Source organism: Pseudomonas sp. LF020 (genome assembly GCF_053456425.1).
The window spans coordinates 321,218-338,161 of record NZ_JBRFIX010000005.1; the positions used below are offsets into that span (position 1 = coordinate 321,218).

General features: G+C 61.7%; 13 protein-coding genes and 1 other RNA gene. 3 read left to right on the forward strand and 11 right to left on the reverse strand.

The features are described from left to right. The first annotated feature begins 55 nt into the window (after positions 1-55). The gene (gene hemN / locus ACU680_RS14505) at positions 56-1,438 is read left to right on the forward strand and encodes an oxygen-independent coproporphyrinogen III oxidase (RefSeq protein WP_448179798.1); all 1,383 of its coding nucleotides are present in this window, start codon (positions 56-58) and stop codon (positions 1,436-1,438) included. Here hemN and ACU680_RS14510 read toward each other — a convergent pair. Beyond that, positions 1,435-1,917, reverse strand: coding sequence for a hypothetical protein (locus ACU680_RS14510; protein ID WP_400761868.1), 483 nt, complete (start codon positions 1,915-1,917; stop codon positions 1,435-1,437). The genes hemN and ACU680_RS14510 overlap by 4 nt on opposite strands. A 154-nt stretch (positions 1,918-2,071) precedes the next feature. On the opposite strand from ACU680_RS14510, the gene fnr reads away from it, so the two are divergent. Then, a complete protein-coding gene (gene fnr / locus ACU680_RS14515) occupies positions 2,072-2,806 on the forward strand; it encodes a fumarate/nitrate reduction transcriptional regulator Fnr (RefSeq protein ID WP_003223347.1) in 735 nt (244 codons plus the stop codon). 78 nt (positions 2,807-2,884) lie between these two features. After that, a complete protein-coding gene (locus ACU680_RS14520; protein ID WP_448179799.1) occupies positions 2,885-3,433 on the forward strand; it encodes an adenine phosphoribosyltransferase in 549 nt (182 codons plus the stop codon). 136 nt (positions 3,434-3,569) lie between these two features. Here ACU680_RS14520 and ACU680_RS14525 read toward each other — a convergent pair whose 3' ends face one another. From ACU680_RS14525 to zipA, 10 genes are all read right to left on the reverse strand, one after another. Further along, positions 3,570-4,718 (reverse strand): acyl-CoA dehydrogenase family protein, encoded by a 1,149-nt coding sequence (locus ACU680_RS14525; RefSeq protein ID WP_448179800.1) that lies wholly within the window; start codon positions 4,716-4,718, stop codon positions 3,570-3,572. 208 nt (positions 4,719-4,926) lie between these two features. Continuing rightward, on the reverse strand, positions 4,927-5,529 hold the full coding sequence (gene recR / locus ACU680_RS14530; RefSeq protein WP_007951652.1) for a recombination mediator RecR: 603 nt from the start codon (positions 5,527-5,529) through the stop codon (positions 4,927-4,929). Between the two features lie 66 nt (positions 5,530-5,595). Beyond that, positions 5,596-6,630, reverse strand: coding sequence for an NADPH-dependent curcumin/dihydrocurcumin reductase (gene curA, locus ACU680_RS14535; protein ID WP_448179801.1), 1,035 nt, complete (start codon positions 6,628-6,630; stop codon positions 5,596-5,598). Positions 6,631-6,930: 300 nt separating this feature from the next. Further along, positions 6,931-7,269, reverse strand: coding sequence for a YbaB/EbfC family nucleoid-associated protein (locus tag ACU680_RS14540; RefSeq protein WP_003223337.1), 339 nt, complete (start codon positions 7,267-7,269; stop codon positions 6,931-6,933). A gap of 67 nt (positions 7,270-7,336) precedes the next feature. Beyond that, complete coding sequence (gene dnaX / locus ACU680_RS14545) at positions 7,337-9,448, reverse strand: DNA polymerase III subunit gamma/tau (RefSeq protein ID WP_448179802.1); 2,112 nt, start codon at positions 9,446-9,448, stop codon at positions 7,337-7,339. A 248-nt stretch (positions 9,449-9,696) separates the two neighbouring features. After that, complete coding sequence (locus ACU680_RS14550) at positions 9,697-11,646, reverse strand: hypothetical protein (RefSeq protein ID WP_448179803.1); 1,950 nt, start codon at positions 11,644-11,646, stop codon at positions 9,697-9,699. A gap of 230 nt (positions 11,647-11,876) precedes the next feature. Next, positions 11,877-11,973, reverse strand: an RNA gene (ffs, locus tag ACU680_RS14555) — signal recognition particle sRNA small type. Positions 11,974-12,120: 147 nt separating this feature from the next. Continuing rightward, the gene (locus ACU680_RS14560; protein ID WP_448179804.1) at positions 12,121-13,284 is read right to left on the reverse strand and encodes a zinc-binding metallopeptidase family protein; all 1,164 of its coding nucleotides are present in this window, start codon (positions 13,282-13,284) and stop codon (positions 12,121-12,123) included. Between the two features lie 253 nt (positions 13,285-13,537). Continuing rightward, the gene (gene ligA / locus ACU680_RS14565; RefSeq protein ID WP_448179805.1) at positions 13,538-15,895 is read right to left on the reverse strand and encodes an NAD-dependent DNA ligase LigA; all 2,358 of its coding nucleotides are present in this window, start codon (positions 15,893-15,895) and stop codon (positions 13,538-13,540) included. Positions 15,896-16,057: 162 nt separating this feature from the next. After that, positions 16,058-16,921, reverse strand: a complete 864-nt coding sequence (zipA, locus tag ACU680_RS14570; protein ID WP_027613270.1) for a cell division protein ZipA — start codon at positions 16,919-16,921, stop codon at positions 16,058-16,060. Positions 16,922-16,944: the final 23 nt, after the last annotated feature.

Genomic DNA, 16,944 nt, shown 5'->3' on the forward strand with positions numbered 1-16,944 from the left:
TCGCCGCACCCCGATAGACTCGCCACACTGCCAGCCTATCCGGGGGAATGCCCGCATGCTCGACGCCATTCGTTGGGACACTGATCTGATCCGCCGCTACGACCTGGCGGGGCCGCGCTATACCTCGTACCCGACGGCCGTGCAATTCAACAGTCAGGTCGGCACCTTCGACCTGTTCCATGCCCTGCGCGACAGCCGCAAGGCGCAGCGCCCGTTGTCGCTGTATGTGCACGTGCCGTTCTGCGCGAACATTTGTTACTACTGCGCCTGCAACAAGGTCATCACCAAGGATCGCGGCCGTGCACAGCCGTATCTGCAACGCCTGGAGCAGGAAATCCAGTTGATTGCCTGCCATCTGGAGCCGACGCAGAAAGTCGAGCAGTTGCACTTCGGCGGTGGCACCCCGACCTTTCTCAGCCACGACGAACTGCGGCAGTTGATGGCGCACCTGCGCAAATACTTCAATCTGCTGGATGACGATTCCGGCGACTACGGCATCGAGATCGACCCGCGTGAGGCCGACTGGTCGACCATGGGCCTGTTGCGGGAACTGGGTTTCAACCGGGTCAGCATTGGCCTGCAGGATCTCGATCCGGCGGTGCAACGGGCGGTCAATCGCCTGCAGAGCCTGGAAGAAACCCGCGCGGTGATCGACGCGGCGCGCACCCTGCAATTTCGCTCGATCAACATCGATCTGATCTACGGCCTGCCCAAGCAGACTCCGGAAAACTTCGCGCGCACCGTTGAAGAAGTCATCAGCCTGCAACCTGATCGACTCTCGGTGTTCAACTATGCACACCTGCCGGAACGTTTCATGCCGCAGCGGCGGATCAACAGCCACGAGCTGCCGAGCCCGGCGCAAAAACTGGAAATGCTGCAGCGCACCATCGAGCAACTGACCGCCGCCGGCTACCGCTACATCGGCATGGATCACTTCGCCCTGCCCGACGATGAGCTGGCGATTGCTCAGGAAGAACAGACCCTGCAGCGCAACTTTCAGGGCTACACCACCCACGGACATTGCGATCTGATTGGCCTGGGAGTGTCGGCGATCAGCCAGATCGGCGATCTCTACTGCCAGAACAACAGCGACCTGAACCAGTACCAGAACACCCTCGCTGCCGCGCAACTGGCGACCAGCCGTGGCCTGGTGTGCAATGCCGACGATCGTCTGCGCCGCGCGGTGATCCAGCAGTTGATCTGCAATTTCAGCCTGGAATTCGCCGAGATCGAGCAAGCGTTCAACATCGATTTTCAGGGTTATTTCGGCGCGCTGTGGCCGCAACTGCAAGGCATGGCCAACGATGAGCTGATCAGTCTGGAGCGCGAGCGCATCGAAGTGCTGCCAGCCGGACGCCTGCTGGTGCGCTCGGTGTGCATGGTGTTCGACGCGTATCTGGAACAGCAGAACCGCCAGCGCTTCTCTCGGGTGATCTAGTTTTTCGTCAGCAACGAGCCGAGCTTGAGGTTTTGCTCGGAGGTGAGGCCGGACTGATCCATGACTTTGGACAGCGCCAGATTGGCGCTGATCAGCCCGGTATTCAGTGCGGCGATGGCACCGCGCAGCGCGGCGAGCATGTTGACCTTGGCTTCGTTGGTCATGGTTTTGTCAGACATGACAGCGGCCATCCGGGCTTTCTTCTCGGCAATCTCTTTTTGCAGTTTGCGGATCATCTTCAGCAACTGCTGGACGTTCTCGGGCAAGCCGCTGTCTTCGATGTCGGCGTTCTCGCCCCCGGCGCTGTAGGATTTTTCGATGGAGGCGCCGGACAGCGACACTTTGACGCCCTCGACCAAGGTCGGGGTTGCCAACGGCGCAGAGGCGGGATTCTGCTCGCTGTCGGTCCCTGTCCTGGCGGTGCTCGGCACAGACGCAACGCCGTTGTTACCGGGATTCAGCGTGTCAATGGCGGCCATCGAGAGGTTCCTTGCATGCGTGTTGATACCTGTTTATCGGCCACTTGCCCTACGGCTTTACGCCCGTGGGACAAACTCGCCACAGGCTGGCCTGAACGTCCTCCCGTGGGTTACCCTTACGGCTTATGTGTGTTTTCCCACAAGGATTTAAGAAATGTCCGAGCCAGTCAAACTGCGCGCTCACAACCAGGCCCATTGCAAGGATTGCAGCCTGGCCCCTCTCTGCCTGCCACTTTCTCTGAATCTGGAAGACATGGATGCGCTGGACGAAATCGTTAAACGTGGCCGCCCGTTGAAAAAGGGCGAATTCCTGTTCCGCCAGGGCGACACTTTCGATTCCGTTTATGCAGTACGCTCCGGCGCCCTCAAGACCTTCAGCCTGAGCGACAGCGGCGAGGAGCAGCTCACTGGCTTCCACCTGCCGAGCGAACTGGTCGGCCTGTCCGGCATGGACACCGAGAAACACCCGGTGTCGGCCCAGGCCCTGGAAACCACCTCGGTCTGCGAAATTCCGTTCGAACGCCTCGATGAACTGGCCCTGCAACTGCCGCAGTTGCGCCGTCAGTTGATGCGGGTGATGAGCCGCGAGATCCGCGACGACCAGCAGATGATGCTGTTGCTCTCGAAAAAAACCGCCGACGAGCGCATCGCCACCTTCCTGGTCAACCTGTCGGCCCGCTTCCGGGCTCGCGGGTTCTCGGCCAACCAGTTCCGCCTGAGCATGTCGCGCAACGAAATCGGCAACTACCTGGGCCTGGCGGTGGAAACCGTGTCGCGGGTGTTCACCCGCTTCCAGCAGAACGAACTGATCGCCGCCGAGGGCAAGGAAATCCATATCCTCGACCCGATTCAGCTCTGCGCCCTGGCCGGCGGTTCGCTCGAAGGCTGATCTCGATCCGCGGTTGAGCGAAGCGTTTCAGCCGCGGGTATACTGCGCCGTTTGCAGCCCTGCCAGGACACCTCGACGATGGTCTTCGACTCCTTCGACATCAAATCCCTGATCCGCCCCGTGATCGACTTCCCGAAACCGGGCGTGATCTTTCGCGACATCACCCCGCTGTTCCAGTCGCCCAAGGCCCTGCGCCTGGTGATGGACAGCTTCGCCCACCGTTATGTGGAAGCCGATTTCACCCACATCGGCGCGATGGATGCGCGCGGCTTCCTGATCGGCTCGGTGCTGGCCTACCAGTTGAACAAGCCGCTGGTGCTGTTCCGCAAGCAAGGCAAACTGCCCGCGGACGTGCTGGCCGAAGGTTACGCGACCGAGTACGGCGAAGCGTTCCTCGAAGTCCATGCCGACAGCCTGTGTGAAGGTGATTCGGTGGTGATGTTCGATGACTTGATTGCCACCGGTGGCACGCTGATCGCCGCGGCCAACCTGATCCGCCGCATGGGCGCGCGGGTGCATGAAGCGGCGGCGATCATTGATTTGCCGGAGCTGGGGGGTTCGCAGCGTCTTGAGGACATGGAAATTCCTACTTTCTGTCTGACGCAGTTTGCCCTGACGGATAAGTAAGCGTCGCATTCACTGGCGCCATCGCTGGCAAGCCAGCTCCCACAGTGATTTCGGTCGTTCACAAATATTGTGTACCCCCCAAAAAACCTGTGGGAGCTGGCTTGCCAGCGATGCCGTCAGCTGCATCACCAATGAATTAAAGCCCCATCTGCTTGCTGATGATCTCGTTCATCACCTCCCGCGTTCCGCCGCCAATCGACAGAATGCGGTTATCCCGATACAGCCGCTCCACCAGGCTCTCGCGCATGTAACCCAGACCACCAAGAATCTGCACCGCCTCCGTGGTGATCCGGTCGGAGGTATCCGTGGCGAAGTTCTTGGCCATGGAAATCTCCTTGATCACGCTCTGCCCCGCCGCCATTTTCGCCGCTTGCCGGTAGGTGAATTCCCGCGAAACTTCCAGCGCCGTGGCCATCTCCGCCAACCGGTGCTTGATCACCTGAAACTTGCCGATCGGCTTGCCGAACGCTTCGCGCTCACGCGCCCACTTCAGAGCTTCTTCGAGGGCCAGTTGTGAAGTCATGTTGGCCATCAGCGCCAGCGCCAGCCGTTCGCTCTGGAAATTGCCCATGATGCAGGCGAAGCCCATGTTCTCCGCGCCGATCAGATTGCCCACAGGCACTCTGCAGTCGTCGAAGAACAGTTCAGCGGTGTCCGAGGCCCACCAGCCCATTTTCTTCAGCTGACGGCCTACGGTGAAGCCTGGGGAGCCCTTCTCGATCAACAGCAGGCTGATGCCGCCGAAACCCGGCGCTCCGGTGCGCACCGCGACGGTGTAGAAATCGGCACGTACGCCGCTGGTGATGAAGGTTTTGCTGCCGCTGACACGATAGAAGTCACCGTCACGCACGGCACGGGTCTGCAGGTTGGCGACGTCGGAACCACCGCCGGGTTCGGTAATCGCCAACGCGCTGATCTTCTCGCCGCTGAGCACTGGCGGCACGACGCGGTCGCGCACCTCGGGCCGGGCCCATTTGACGATCGGGGGCAGGCCGATATCCAGCGAGCCCAGCCCGGCGACCAGGCCGCCGGAGCCGCAGCGCATCAGTTCTTCACTGGCGGCGACCTTGGCGAATACATCACCTTCGTGGCTGCCGCCCAGCGCTTCCGGGTAGCCAATGCCGAGAATCCCCGCCGCCCCGGCCTTCAGGTACAGCTCACGGGGGAAGCTTTCGGCTTCTTCCCACGCATCGATGTCCGGCAGGATCTCGCGCTCGACGAAACGTCTGACGCTGTCGCGGACCATTTGGTGACTGGGGTCGAAGTATTCCTGGAAGGCAGGCATCGGCGAACTCCACTGGAGGGTTGGCCGACGTTAACCGAGCGCTTGCTTGGTTTTCAACAACATTGTGTGAATCAGATAAACCGAGGTGCGCCCATCGCTGGCAAGCCAGCTCCCACAGGTTTATTTGGTGTGCACAACATTGTGAACGACCGAAATCACTGTGGGAGCTGGCTTGCCAGCGATGGGGCCAGATCAGGCACTACACCTGTCAGAGGGAAATCGGTTTACGCCCGGCAAACGAATGCGCCAGCGTCCCGCCATCCACCAGCTCCAGCTCCCCACCCAGCGGCACACCGTGGGCAATCCGCGAGGCGATCAGGCCTTTGTTCTGCAACAACTGAGCGATGTAGTGCGCCGTGGCTTCACCTTCCACCGTCGGGTTGGTGGCAAGGATGACTTCGGTAAAGGTGCCCGCCTCTTCAATGCGCGCCATCAACTGCGGAATACCAATGGCTTCCGGCCCCAGACCGTCGAGTGGCGACAGATGGCCCTTGAGCACGAAGTAGCGGCCACGGAAACCGGTCTGTTCGACCGCGTACACGTCCATCGGCCCTTCCACCACGCACAGCAGCGTGTCGTCGCGGCGCGTGTCGGCGCACTGCGGGCACAGATCGTCTTCGGTCAACGTCCGGCACTGGCGGCAGTGACCCACCCCTTCCATGGCCTGGCTCAAAGCCTGGGCCAGGCGCGTGCCGCCGCTGCGATCACGCTCGAGCAACTGCAACGCCATGCGCTGGGCGGTTTTCTGACCCACACCCGGCAAAGTGCGCAGGGCGTCGATCAGTTGGCGAATCAAAGGGCTGAAGCTCATGGGTAAAAAGTCCGACAAAACAACGAGACGCGGTTTATACCCGCGCCTCTGGCCAGCGTCAAATGCTCAGTCCTGGGCAACCTTCACCACCAGTTTGCCGAAGTTGCGCCCCTCCAGCAGACCGATCAACGCCTCGGGCGCCTGCTCCAGGCCTTCCACGACGTCTTCACGGAATTTGACCTTGCCGTCGCGCACCCACGGCACCATGTGGCTGATGAATTCCGGCTGACGGTCGCCGTAGTCATCAAACACGATGAAGCCCTGAATCCGCACGCGCTTGGTCAGCAACGTACGCTGCAACATCGGCAGACGATCCGGGCCTTGCGGCGCTTCAGTGGCGTTGTAACCGGCAATCAGCCCGCACAGCGGGATCCGCGCCTTGGGGTTGAGCAGCGGCACCACGGCATCGAACACATGCCCGCCGACGTTTTCGTAATAGATGTCGATGCCATTCGGGCAAGCCTTGGCCAGTTGTTCGGCAAAGTCCGGCGCCTTGTGATCGATGCAGGCATCAAACCCCAGCTCTTCGACCACGTATTTGCATTTGTCGGCGCCACCGGCCACACCGACGGCGCGCAGGCCCTTGATCTTCGCTACCTGACCGACCACCGAGCCGACGGCACCGGACGCCGCAGCGACCACCAGGGTTTCGCCTTCTTTCGGCTGACCGATGTCGATCAGGCCCATGTACGCGGTCATCCCCGGCATGCCCAGCACACCCAGGGCCATCGACGGACTCGGCAGGCCGGACGGGATTGGCATGATGTTACGGCCGTCGCTGATGCTGTGGCTCTGCCAGCCGGTGAGGCCGACCACCAGATCGCCTTGGTGGAATTTCGGATGACGGGAATTCTCGACTCGGCTGACAGCCCCGCCGGTCATCACTTCGCCGATTTGTACCGGCGCGGCGTAGGACGGTGCGTCACTCATGCGTCCGCGCATGTAAGGGTCCAGCGACAGGTACAGGGTCTTGAGCAGTACCTGGCCGTCTTCGAGATCCGGCAACGCTTCGCGCTCCAGACGGAAGTTTTCCGGGGTCGGCGCGCCCACCGGACGCGAGGCGAGGACGAAGCGTTGATTGAGGGTCAGAGGGTCGGACATGTCAGCGTCTCCTGTGAATGGGGAATTCAGGGGTATAGGGAGCAGACCTTGGTGACATCACAGCGTTCGATGTTTCTACTCGACTCCTGTGGCGAGGGAGCTTGCTCCCGCTGGAGTGCGAAGCGCTCCACCTGCTTTCTTTCAGGTATACCGGGTTTTCAGGGTTTACGACGACTTCGTCGCCGAGCGGGAGCAAGCTCCCTCGCCACAAATGAATACGGAACGCCCGAGGAACGGAAACAAAAATGCCAGGCGCAATGCCTGGCATTTTGTGTAGCTCATCCAACCCGCAAAGGCGAATCAGAATGGCAGTTTCATACCCGCTGGCAGGTTCATGCCGGCGGTCATGCTGCCCATTTTTTCCTGGCTGTTGGCTTCGATCTTGCGCACGGCGTCGTTGACGGCGGCAGCGACCACGGCTTCGAGCATTTCCTTGTCGTCTTCGCTCAGGCCTTCAACCAGGCTTGGGTCGATGCTGACGCTTTTCACGTCGTGACGACCGGTCATTACCACGGTGACCATATCGCCACCGGCCTTGCCGGTGACTTCGGCGTTGGCCAGTTCTTCCTGCATCTTGGCCATTTTTTCCTGCATCTGCTGTGCCTGCTTCATCAGGCCGGCCATGCCACCTTTCATCATGGGAATCACCTCAAAAGTACTTGGATCAAAACAGCGCCCGGCGCATAACGCCGAACGCCCTCAGTTATTAGCCTTGGGCGACCAAGGCATCGACAGGTTCAATAGTATCGTGTCGCACCACCGCACCGAACTGCTGAACCATTTGCTGGATGAACGGATCACCGTGGATCGATTCCTCCGCCTCGCGCTGACGGTTGGCTCGACGACGGGACGCGGCCTGCGCCGGGGTTTCCTGCTCGGGCTTGATCAGCTCGATGGTCAGGCTCAGCGTGCGACCGTGGAACTGGTTCAACGCATCGTTCAGGCGCCGCTGTTGCGTGGCGTTGAACAGCGCGCTGTGCGCCGGGTCCAGGTGCATCAGCCAATGGTCGCCATCGACCGCGATCAACGTGCAGTTGGCGGCGATGCTGCCGGTCATGCCGGAGATCGGCAGTTGCGGGAACAATTCCAGCCATTGCAACGCCAGACCGGTGGCCGGCGCGGCGGCAGGTTCCGGCTCGGGTTCCGGGGCCGGCTCGGCGGTGTGTTCGCTGGCCAGATCGTCGAGGTAGCTGTAGGCCGAATCCATGTCCGGCTCGATGTAGTCTTCGTCCAGCGGCGGCTCATCGTCGAGATCCATGCCCGGTGTGGCGGCATCGACGTCGGCGACCGACGGCTCGGGAATCGGCGCGGCCGCCCACTCCGGCGCATCCGGCACCACGCTGTCCGGGGTCGGCAGCGGCATTGGCGGCAACTCGGGCTGCTCGCCAGCGGTTTCCAGCACCGGCTCGACGGCTGGTTGCTGCACCGGCTCGGGTTCTGGCTCGGGTTCGACCGGATCGTTCCACGGCAGGTCGACCACCGCTTCGGCGACGACTGGCTCAGGTTCTGCTTCTGGCGCAGGTGCCGGCGCAGGTGCCGGCGCAGCAGCCACCACCGGCGCTGGCTCTGGAGCCGCGGCTGGCGCTGGCGCTGGCGCAACAACCGCTGCAGGCGCCACAGCCGCAGCGACTACCGGCGCAGGCTTGGGCGCGGCAGCCACTGAGTTTGCGGAATCAACTGTGGCCTGGCTGATCCCCACTGGCTTTAGCGGTTGCCTCGGGGCGTCCGCGGTGTCCGCGGGCCGGAAGGCCAGCATCCGCAGCAGGACCATTTCGAAACCACCACGGGGATCCGGCGCCAGCGGCAAATCGCGGCGACCGATCAGGCCCATCTGGTAGTAGAACTGCACGTCTTCGGCCGGCAGCGCCTGCGCCAGCGCCAATACGCGGTCACGGTCGCCATGACCGTTATCGACACCTTCCGGCAATGCCTGGGCGATGGCGACACGGTGCAGCACGTTGAGAATTTCCGAGAGCACGCCGTTCCAGTCCGGGCCTTGCTCGGCCAGATGGCGCACGGCTTCAAGCAACGCCTTGGCATCGCCTTCGATCAGTGCGTGCAACACGTCGAAAACCTGACCGTGATCCAGCGTGCCGAGCATCGCCCGCACATCGGCGGCCAGCACCTTGCCTTCACCGAAGGCGATGGCCTGGTCGGTCAGGCTCATGGCGTCACGCATCGAGCCATCGGCGGCGCGGCCCAGCAGCCACAGCGCGTCGTCTTCGAACGGCACGTTTTCCGCGCCGAGCACGTGGGTCAGATGCTCGACCACGCGCTCGGGCGTCATGTTCTTCAGGGAGAACTGCAGGCAGCGCGACAAAATCGTTGCCGGAAGTTTCTGCGGGTCGGTGGTCGCCAGGATGAACTTGACGTACGGCGGCGGCTCTTCAAGGGTTTTCAGCAGCGCATTGAAGGAATGGCTGGACAGCATGTGCACTTCGTCGATCAGGTAGACCTTGAAGCGCCCACGGCTCGGCGCGTACTGCACGTTGTCGAGCAGCTCGCGGGTGTCTTCGACCTTGGTCCGGCTCGCGGCGTCGATCTCGATCAGGTCGACAAAGCGCCCTTCGTCGATTTCACGGCACACCGAACACTCGCCGCAGGGGCTGGACGTGATACCTGTCTCACAGTTCAGGCATTTGGCAATGATCCGCGCAATGGTGGTCTTGCCGACCCCGCGCGTACCGGTAAACAGGTACGCGTGGTGCAGCCGCTGGCTGTCCAAGGCATTGATCAGAGCCTTGAGCACATGGGTCTGGCCGACCATTTCGCGGAACGAGCGCGGACGCCATTTACGTGCAAGAACCTGATAACTCATCGAAAACCGTCGCAACGAAGGAAGCTGAAGCGGCTAATGCTAGCGGAGCAGGGGCAAAATTGCATCCGGTGTGCTCGTCTAATCTGGCCAAGCTGTTGTTGGCGGGAAAATTTCGGCTCGGGATCGGGACTGCGACACCCCATAACGCCCTGTAGGAGTGAGCCTGCTCGCGATAGTGTCATGTCAGTCGGCATCGATGTTGACTGAACCGAAGCAATCGCGAGCAGGCTCACTCCTACAGGGGGGAATCAATAGCCGTGCGATTCGCGGAATTTCTGGTAGTCGTGAAATTCGATCCACTCGACCACGTCGTACGGCAGATAAAGCTGCTGCCGGGCGCGGGAGATGGCGATGTACACGGCGCAGATCCGCTGATCGAACGCGTAGGCGTCCTTGAACTGCACGTTGGTCAGCAGCTCGGGGGTCAGCAGAACGCGGTCGAACTCCATGCCACCCGCCTCGTGCGCCTGCATCAGCAGGCAGCTTTTGCCGGGGCCGCCGATCATCCGGTTGAGCCGGGTGAGGTCAGCGACCTTGAAGCCTTTTTCCAGCTCGGCCTCGACCCACAGAAACGCCTCGTCGAACTGGTTGGCATCGCGCACCTGCTGCCACTTGGGCAAATCGCTGAAATAGCGATGCGGCCCCTTCTCGCTGTGCGTGGAACTGTAGTAATCGACCTTGAACAACTCGATGGCGCTGGTCATGAAGTGTTCGAGATCGCGCTGCGCTTTCATGTCGGCAAAGCTGAACAGGCAATTGGCATCGTGCAGCTGCATCGCCCATTTCATGGTGTCCCACGGTGACGCCGTCAGCACCACGCAACCTTCGGGCGGGACAAAACCCTGCGGATAAAACTCGATGCCGACGTCCGCTTCACGCGCGCCTTCAAAGGGCACCTTGCTCTTTTCCGAGTGCCGGGAAATCAGCGGATTGACCAGACGCTCGACATTGCGTCCCGAACGCACCGAGTAGGTGATATCGCTCTGGCGCACTTCACGCTTTCTTTTCACCAGATCGCGCTCGGCGTGCTGGTACTCATCGCCCAGCGTGATCAGTACCTGCCGGCCGCGCTCAATGATCTGCAACAGCGAGGCGGGAATGTCCTGGCTTTCATCGATCAGCACGTGGGTATAACGCGGCGGCACCACGCACCCCGCGAGGCTTGCCCGTTTGATCAGCAACAACGCTTCGAAGCCGCTCTGCCGGCCCCACGCCGGGTTGGCCTCAAGGTAAGTCCAGACGCGGCTCGAATACTCCAGCAGCACCTTGGACTCAAGGCTGGACAAGGACAGCTTGAAATACGGCAGATGATGCGCCGACAGGCTGTAGTCCCGGGATTGGCAATAGCGCTCGAGGGTTTCCAGGCAGACGTTCAGGGTGCGTTGCGCGTCATGCTCGCGAAAGCCGAGGATGTTCAGCTCCTGCGCCAGACTCTGTTTGCTCGCGACTCGGCCGGCGGCGCTTGCCGGCTGTGGCTTGCGCCCATAAATCAGCCCGCGCGCGAACGCCTCAAAGGTGATGCCGGGCTTGCGCTCACTGGTAACGCCCATGCGCTGACACAGGGTCGCGAGTTTTTCCGGGGTACGTGCCAGCAACAGGGTTTTCCCCGGGTCCAGGCACTCGGTCAAGGCACCGACCAGGTGGCTCTTGCCGATCCCGGCATAGCCTTGCACGTGCAGGTCTTCATCGAGGTTGGCGCGGAAGGTTCTGACCAGTTTGTCCTGCGCGGCGCTGAGCCAGCGCTCGCGGTGTGCCGGGCTGATCATCTGCTGGCTGAACGGATTGTTGATTGAGTGGTGGCGCGTCTTGAACTCGTCATCCCACTTGCCATCGGGCAGCAGGTAATCCTGCGCCGCCACCTCTTCGGCCAACAGCAATCGCAGGTTCAATCCCCTGATGGCGTTCAGGCCGAAATACAACTGGCGCGGATCGAACAGCCGTTGCGCCTCGGACAGCAACCCTGCCCCGCCATCGACCGCCCAGGCGATCAGCCGCGCCAGCACCTTCTCCGCTGCTGCGGCGGTGAGATCCTTTTCGGCGGCCTGGGCCAGATTCTGGATGACCAGCACGGCGGCCAGCTGCGCATCCGTCAGCTCGCCGAGGATTTTCGCGCCCTCGGGCTGCAACAGACTGGCGCAGGTCTCGTCCGTCACAGGCAAGTACGCGGCGGTGGATAAATCGTGATGTTCCGGGTGCATACAACCTCGTAGCCAGGGCGCGAACTTGTCAACGACGCGCGCAGCAAGACGGTGGAGTATGCCACTGTTCAGCCTTGGTAGCGGAACAGGCATCGGGGGGACAGCCTTCGCGAGCAAGCTCGCTCCCACAGGGAGCCGGCGTGAAAGCCTAAATCGCAGGCATAAAAAAACCGCAATGGGCGAAACCCATGCAGTTCTGTTGAAGCGCTCAATGTTCGTTAAGGTGGTAACCCCACCAGCCACACCCCGGCACACAATGTTCCCGCTGTGGCTGCTGCCTTCCGGCTCTGACCAGGTTCACGGGTAATCGTTGCGGGGGGACCGATGGGGTCACCATAACGACACTCACCTGTCGGCGAGCCGCGCCATTGTACCTGTCTGAGATGAAGATACAACCGTTGGTTGCAGATAAAAAATATGAACGGGTTCAAGGACATGCGCAGTGCCCGAAAAGATCGCAGCCTGCGGCAGCTGCTACAGGGTCAGCACCTCGTCCGCCTTGCCGCCCGCCTGCTGGATCACCAGATGGATGAAGTGCAACTTGGCAATCGCAGCCGCCGGCAGCACGAACGGATAGAAATCCGGCTGGCCCATGCTGCGTGACAGTTCGTTGAGCATCCCCGCCAGTTCGATCCAGGCATTGACGAACGACAGGAACGCCGCGCCGCCGGGGTGCTCCGGGTCGTACAGGGTGCTGGGTGGAAACGGCTGGTAATCGAAGTCCATTTCCCGTGCGCTCATGCCGAAACCCAGCGCGGTGTCCACTGCGTCCATCATGTGCAGGTAATGCGCCCAGGTTTCGGCCCAGTCCTCCCACGGGTGCATGGTCGCGTAGGCACTGACGTAATGTTGCGGCCAGTCCAGCGGTGCGCCCTGTTGATAATGACGGTCGAGCGCTTCGGCGTAACTGGCGCGCTCGTCGCCGAACAGATTGCGGAACGGTTCAAGCCACGGGCCGTTGGCGATCAGACGATCCCAATAATAATGCCCGACCTCATGCCGGAAATGCCCGAGCAGTGTGCGATAGGGCTCATGCATTGCCGCCCGCACCTGCTCGCGATGGGCGTCGTCGGCTTCTTTGATGTCGAGGGTGATCAGGCCGTTGGCGTGGCCGGTCATTGGCGCGTTGCCCTCAAGGTCGACGCCGATGAAGTCGAAGGCCAAACCGGTGGCCTCATCCACGGTTTTCGGGATGACCGGCAGGCCGAGGGTGATCAGTTGCGCCACCAGTCGGCGCTTGGCGATCTCGACCTTGCGCCAGCGTTCGGAGTTTTCCGGCACTGAGAGGTCGGGGATGGTGCGATTGAGGCTGCAGGCGATGCACAGGCTGTCATGGCCGTTATCCGGCAGCAGCCAGTTGCACGCGGCGGGAGTGTCGAGGTTGGCGCAGCGACGAAACAATCCGGCGTCGGGATCGGCATCGAGTGTCCAGCTGCCGTCCTGCGGCCCCGGTTGCAGCGAGGTCAGGCGACTTTCTTCAGGCTGATAGCCCAACAGGGCGCTGCAAGCCAGGCACTGGCTGTTGCGAAAGAACAGCGACTGGCCGCAGCGGCACGGCCAGATTTTGCTGTTGCGTGAAGATTCGCCCATGAACGGCGCGACGATGCGAGAACTGAGCTGCTCGAAAAAGCGGTACATGGCGATCTCTCCCTGGGGCTTGCCAAGACTAGATCATTGCCGAGCCAACATCGTTCCCGAATACCGAGCTGCTCCCGCGTGACACTACCGATGTGGCGAGGGAGCTTGCTCCCGCCGGGTTGCGAAGCAGCCCCCCAAAACCATGCGACCTCATTTACCCTGAAATACCGAGGATGGTGGTTTTGCGACGACTTCGTCGCCGAGCGGGAGCAAGCTCCCTCGCCACAAAAGCAGACTACCGAACTAAACGGTATCAGGCAGAAATGCCATGGGTTTTGAGGAATGCGATAAACGCCTCTTCATCCATCACCTTCACCCCCAGCTCATTGGCCTTGGTCAGCTTCGAGCCAGCGCCCGGCCCTGCGACCACGCAATGAGTTTTCGCCGATACCGAGCCGGCGACCTTGGCGCCGAGGCTTTCCAGATGTTCCTTGGCCACATCACGGCTCATCAACTCAACCTTGCCGGTCAGCACCCAGGTCTCACCGGACAGCGGCAGGCCTTCGACGACTTTCTTTTCGCTCAACCAGTGCATGCCGAAATCCCGCAGCTGTTTCTCGGCGGCCTCGGCGATCTGCCGGTGCTCAGGCACAGCAAAAAACTCGCGCACCGAATTGGCCTGCTTCTCCGGTAGCGCCTGACGCATGTCCAGCCAGTCGGCATTCATCACCGCGTCCAGCGAACCGAACTTGTCCGCCAGTTTCTGCGCACCGCCCGGGCCGACAAAGGGAATGTGCAGCTTGTCGAGCAGACCGCCGAGCGTGGTGCTGGCGGCGAACTCGGCGCCCAGCTCACCCTGATCCTGAATCTGCAGACCATGCCCCAACAACTCGGCGATCACCTGCTGGTTGTGCGCATCTTCAAAGAAGCTGTGAATCTCGTGGGCTACTTCCAGGCCGATGTCCGGCAGGTAGGTCAGCACTTGCGGCAACGCCTGCTGCACGCGCTCCAGCGAACCCAGCGAGCGCGCCAGCACCTTGGCCGTCTCCTCGCCGACGTCGGGAATGCCGAGGGCGTAGATGAACCGCGCCAGCCCCGGCTGCTTGCTGTCCTCGATGGCCGCCAACAGTTTGTTGCTGGAGACTTCGGCAAAGCCTTCCAGATCGACAATGTCGTCGAACTTCAGCGCATACAGATCCGCCGGCGAACTGACCAGACCTTCATCGACCAGTTGCTCGACGCTCTTGTCGCCAAGGCCTTCGATGTCCATCGCCCGGCGCGACACGAAGTGAATGATCGCCTGCTTCAGTTGCGCGCCACAGGCCAGACGACCGACGCAGCGGTACACCGCGCCTTCGCTGAAGGTCTCCTTGCCTTTGCTGCGCTTGACCAGTTGCGTGCGTTCGACATGCGAGCCGCAGACCGGGCAGTTCTCGGGAATCTGCACCGCGCGCGCTCTCTCGGGACGACGGTCCATGACCACTTGCACCACTTGCGGAATCACGTCACCGGCGCGGCGGATGATCACCGTGTCGCCGATCATCAGGCCCAGGCGCGCCACTTCGTCCATATTGTGCAGGGTGGCGTTAGCCACGGTGACGCCGGCGACCTTGACCGGTTTCAATCGCGCCACCGGGGTGACGGCGCCGGTGCGACCGACCTGGAATTCCACGTCGAGCAACTCGGTGAGTTCTTCCATGGCCGGGAATTTGTGCGCGATCGCCCAGCGCGGTTCGCGGGCACGGAAGCCCAGCTCACGCTGATCGGCAATGCTGTTGACCTTGAACACCACGCCGTCGATTTCGTAGGCCAGCGCGTTACGACGCTCACCGATGTCGCGGTAGTAGTCCAGGCACTCGCCGATGCCTTTGGCCAGTTTCAGTTCATGGCTGATCGGCATGCCCCACTTCTGCAATTGTTTAAGGTTACCGATGTGGGTGTCGGAAATATCGTGGGAGACCTGGCCGATGCCGTAGCAGCAGAACTCCAGCGGACGGTTGGCGGTGATCTTTGAATCCAGCTGACGCAGGCTGCCGGCAGCGGCGTTGCGCGGGTTGGCGAAGGTCTTGCCGCCGACTTCCAGTTGCGAGGCGTTGAGGCGCTCGAAACCAGCCTTGGACATGAACACTTCACCGCGCACTTCGAGGGTCGCCGGCCAGCCTTCGCCATGCAGCTTCAGCGGAATGTTGCGCACGGTGCGCACGTTGACGCTGATGTCTTCACCGGTGGTGCCGTCGCCGCGAGTAGCGCCGCGCACCAGCACGCCGTCCTGATACAGCAGGCTGACCGCCAGGCCATCGAGTTTAGGTTCGCAGCTGTATTCCACCGCTGCGCCGCCACCGAACAGATCACCGGCCGGCAGATCCAGTCCTTCGGTCACTCGGCGGTCGAATTCGCGCATGTCGGCTTCTTCGAAGGCGTTGCCGAGGCTGAGCATCGGCACTTCGTGACGCACCTGGGTGAACGCGGTCAGCGCCACACTGCCGACACGCTGGGTCGGCGAGTCGCTGGTGATCAGTTCCGGATTGGCCGCTTCCAGCGCCTTGAGCTCGTGGAACAACCGGTCGTACTCGGCGTCCGGAATGCTCGGCTCGTCGAGGACGTGGTAACGGTAGTTGTGCTGATCGAGTTCAGCGCGCAGCTCTAGAATGCGGTTTTTGGCGGCGGTCATGGGTGTTCTCTCATAAAGCAAAAGAGCAGCCGAGGCTGCTCTATCTCAATACATCATCGGCAGCAGAAGCAAAGATCGCAGCCTGCGGCAGCTCCTACAGAAAAGCGCGATTCCTGTAGGAGCTGCCGAGTGAAACGAGGCTGCGATCTTTTGATCCTGGCCTTAGCGCTTCTGGGTCAGGGCGCGGCGTTCGAATTCGACGATGCGCTGACGGTAGTGCTCGATGGTCTGCGCGGTCAGCACGCTGCGTTGGTCGTCTTTCAGCTCGCCGTTCAGTTCCTGCGACAGCTTGCGCGCTGCCGCCACCATCACGTCGAAGGCCTGCTTCGGATGACGCGGGCCTGGCAGGCCGAGGAAGAAACTCACCGCCGGGGTGCTGAAATGGTCGATGTCGTCCAGATCGAAGATGCCCGGCTTGACCGCGTTGGCCATGGAGAACAGCACTTCACCGTTGCCGGCCATGCTTTCGTGGCGGTGGAAAATATCCATCTCGCCAAACCGCAGACCGCTTTCCAGAATGTTCTGCAGCAGGGCCGGGCCTTTGAAGCCGGCGGCGTCGCGGCAGATCACGCTGATCACCAGGACTTCTTCGGCTTGCGGCTGATCCTTGTCGGCCACGGCCGGCGCAGGCTTGCTGTCGTCGACGAAGTCATCATCACGGCTGCTGAAACTCGGACCGCCATCCAGGTCCAGATCGAGGTTCAGGTCGCCCTGGGCCGGACCGTTGCTGCCGCGCTTGCCACGTTTCGAACCGGATTCGCGAGGCTCGCGTGCTTCGCGGGCCGGCATGCTCACCGACGGCAGATCGTGTTCGTCCAGTTGCGGCTCTTTGTGCGTATCCAGCACGCGGGCCGGGCCCAACAGCTCGGCGCTGGTGTCCTCGTCCGGCAGGTTGGACAGACTTCGGTCAAGACGGAATTTCAGTTTTCCCTTGCCGCCGCGCATGCGGCGCCAGCCATCGAAAAGAATACCGGCTATCACAATGATGCCGATGACGATCAGCCACTCGCGCAGACCGATTTCCATGTAATCCCGTGCCTCTATAAAAA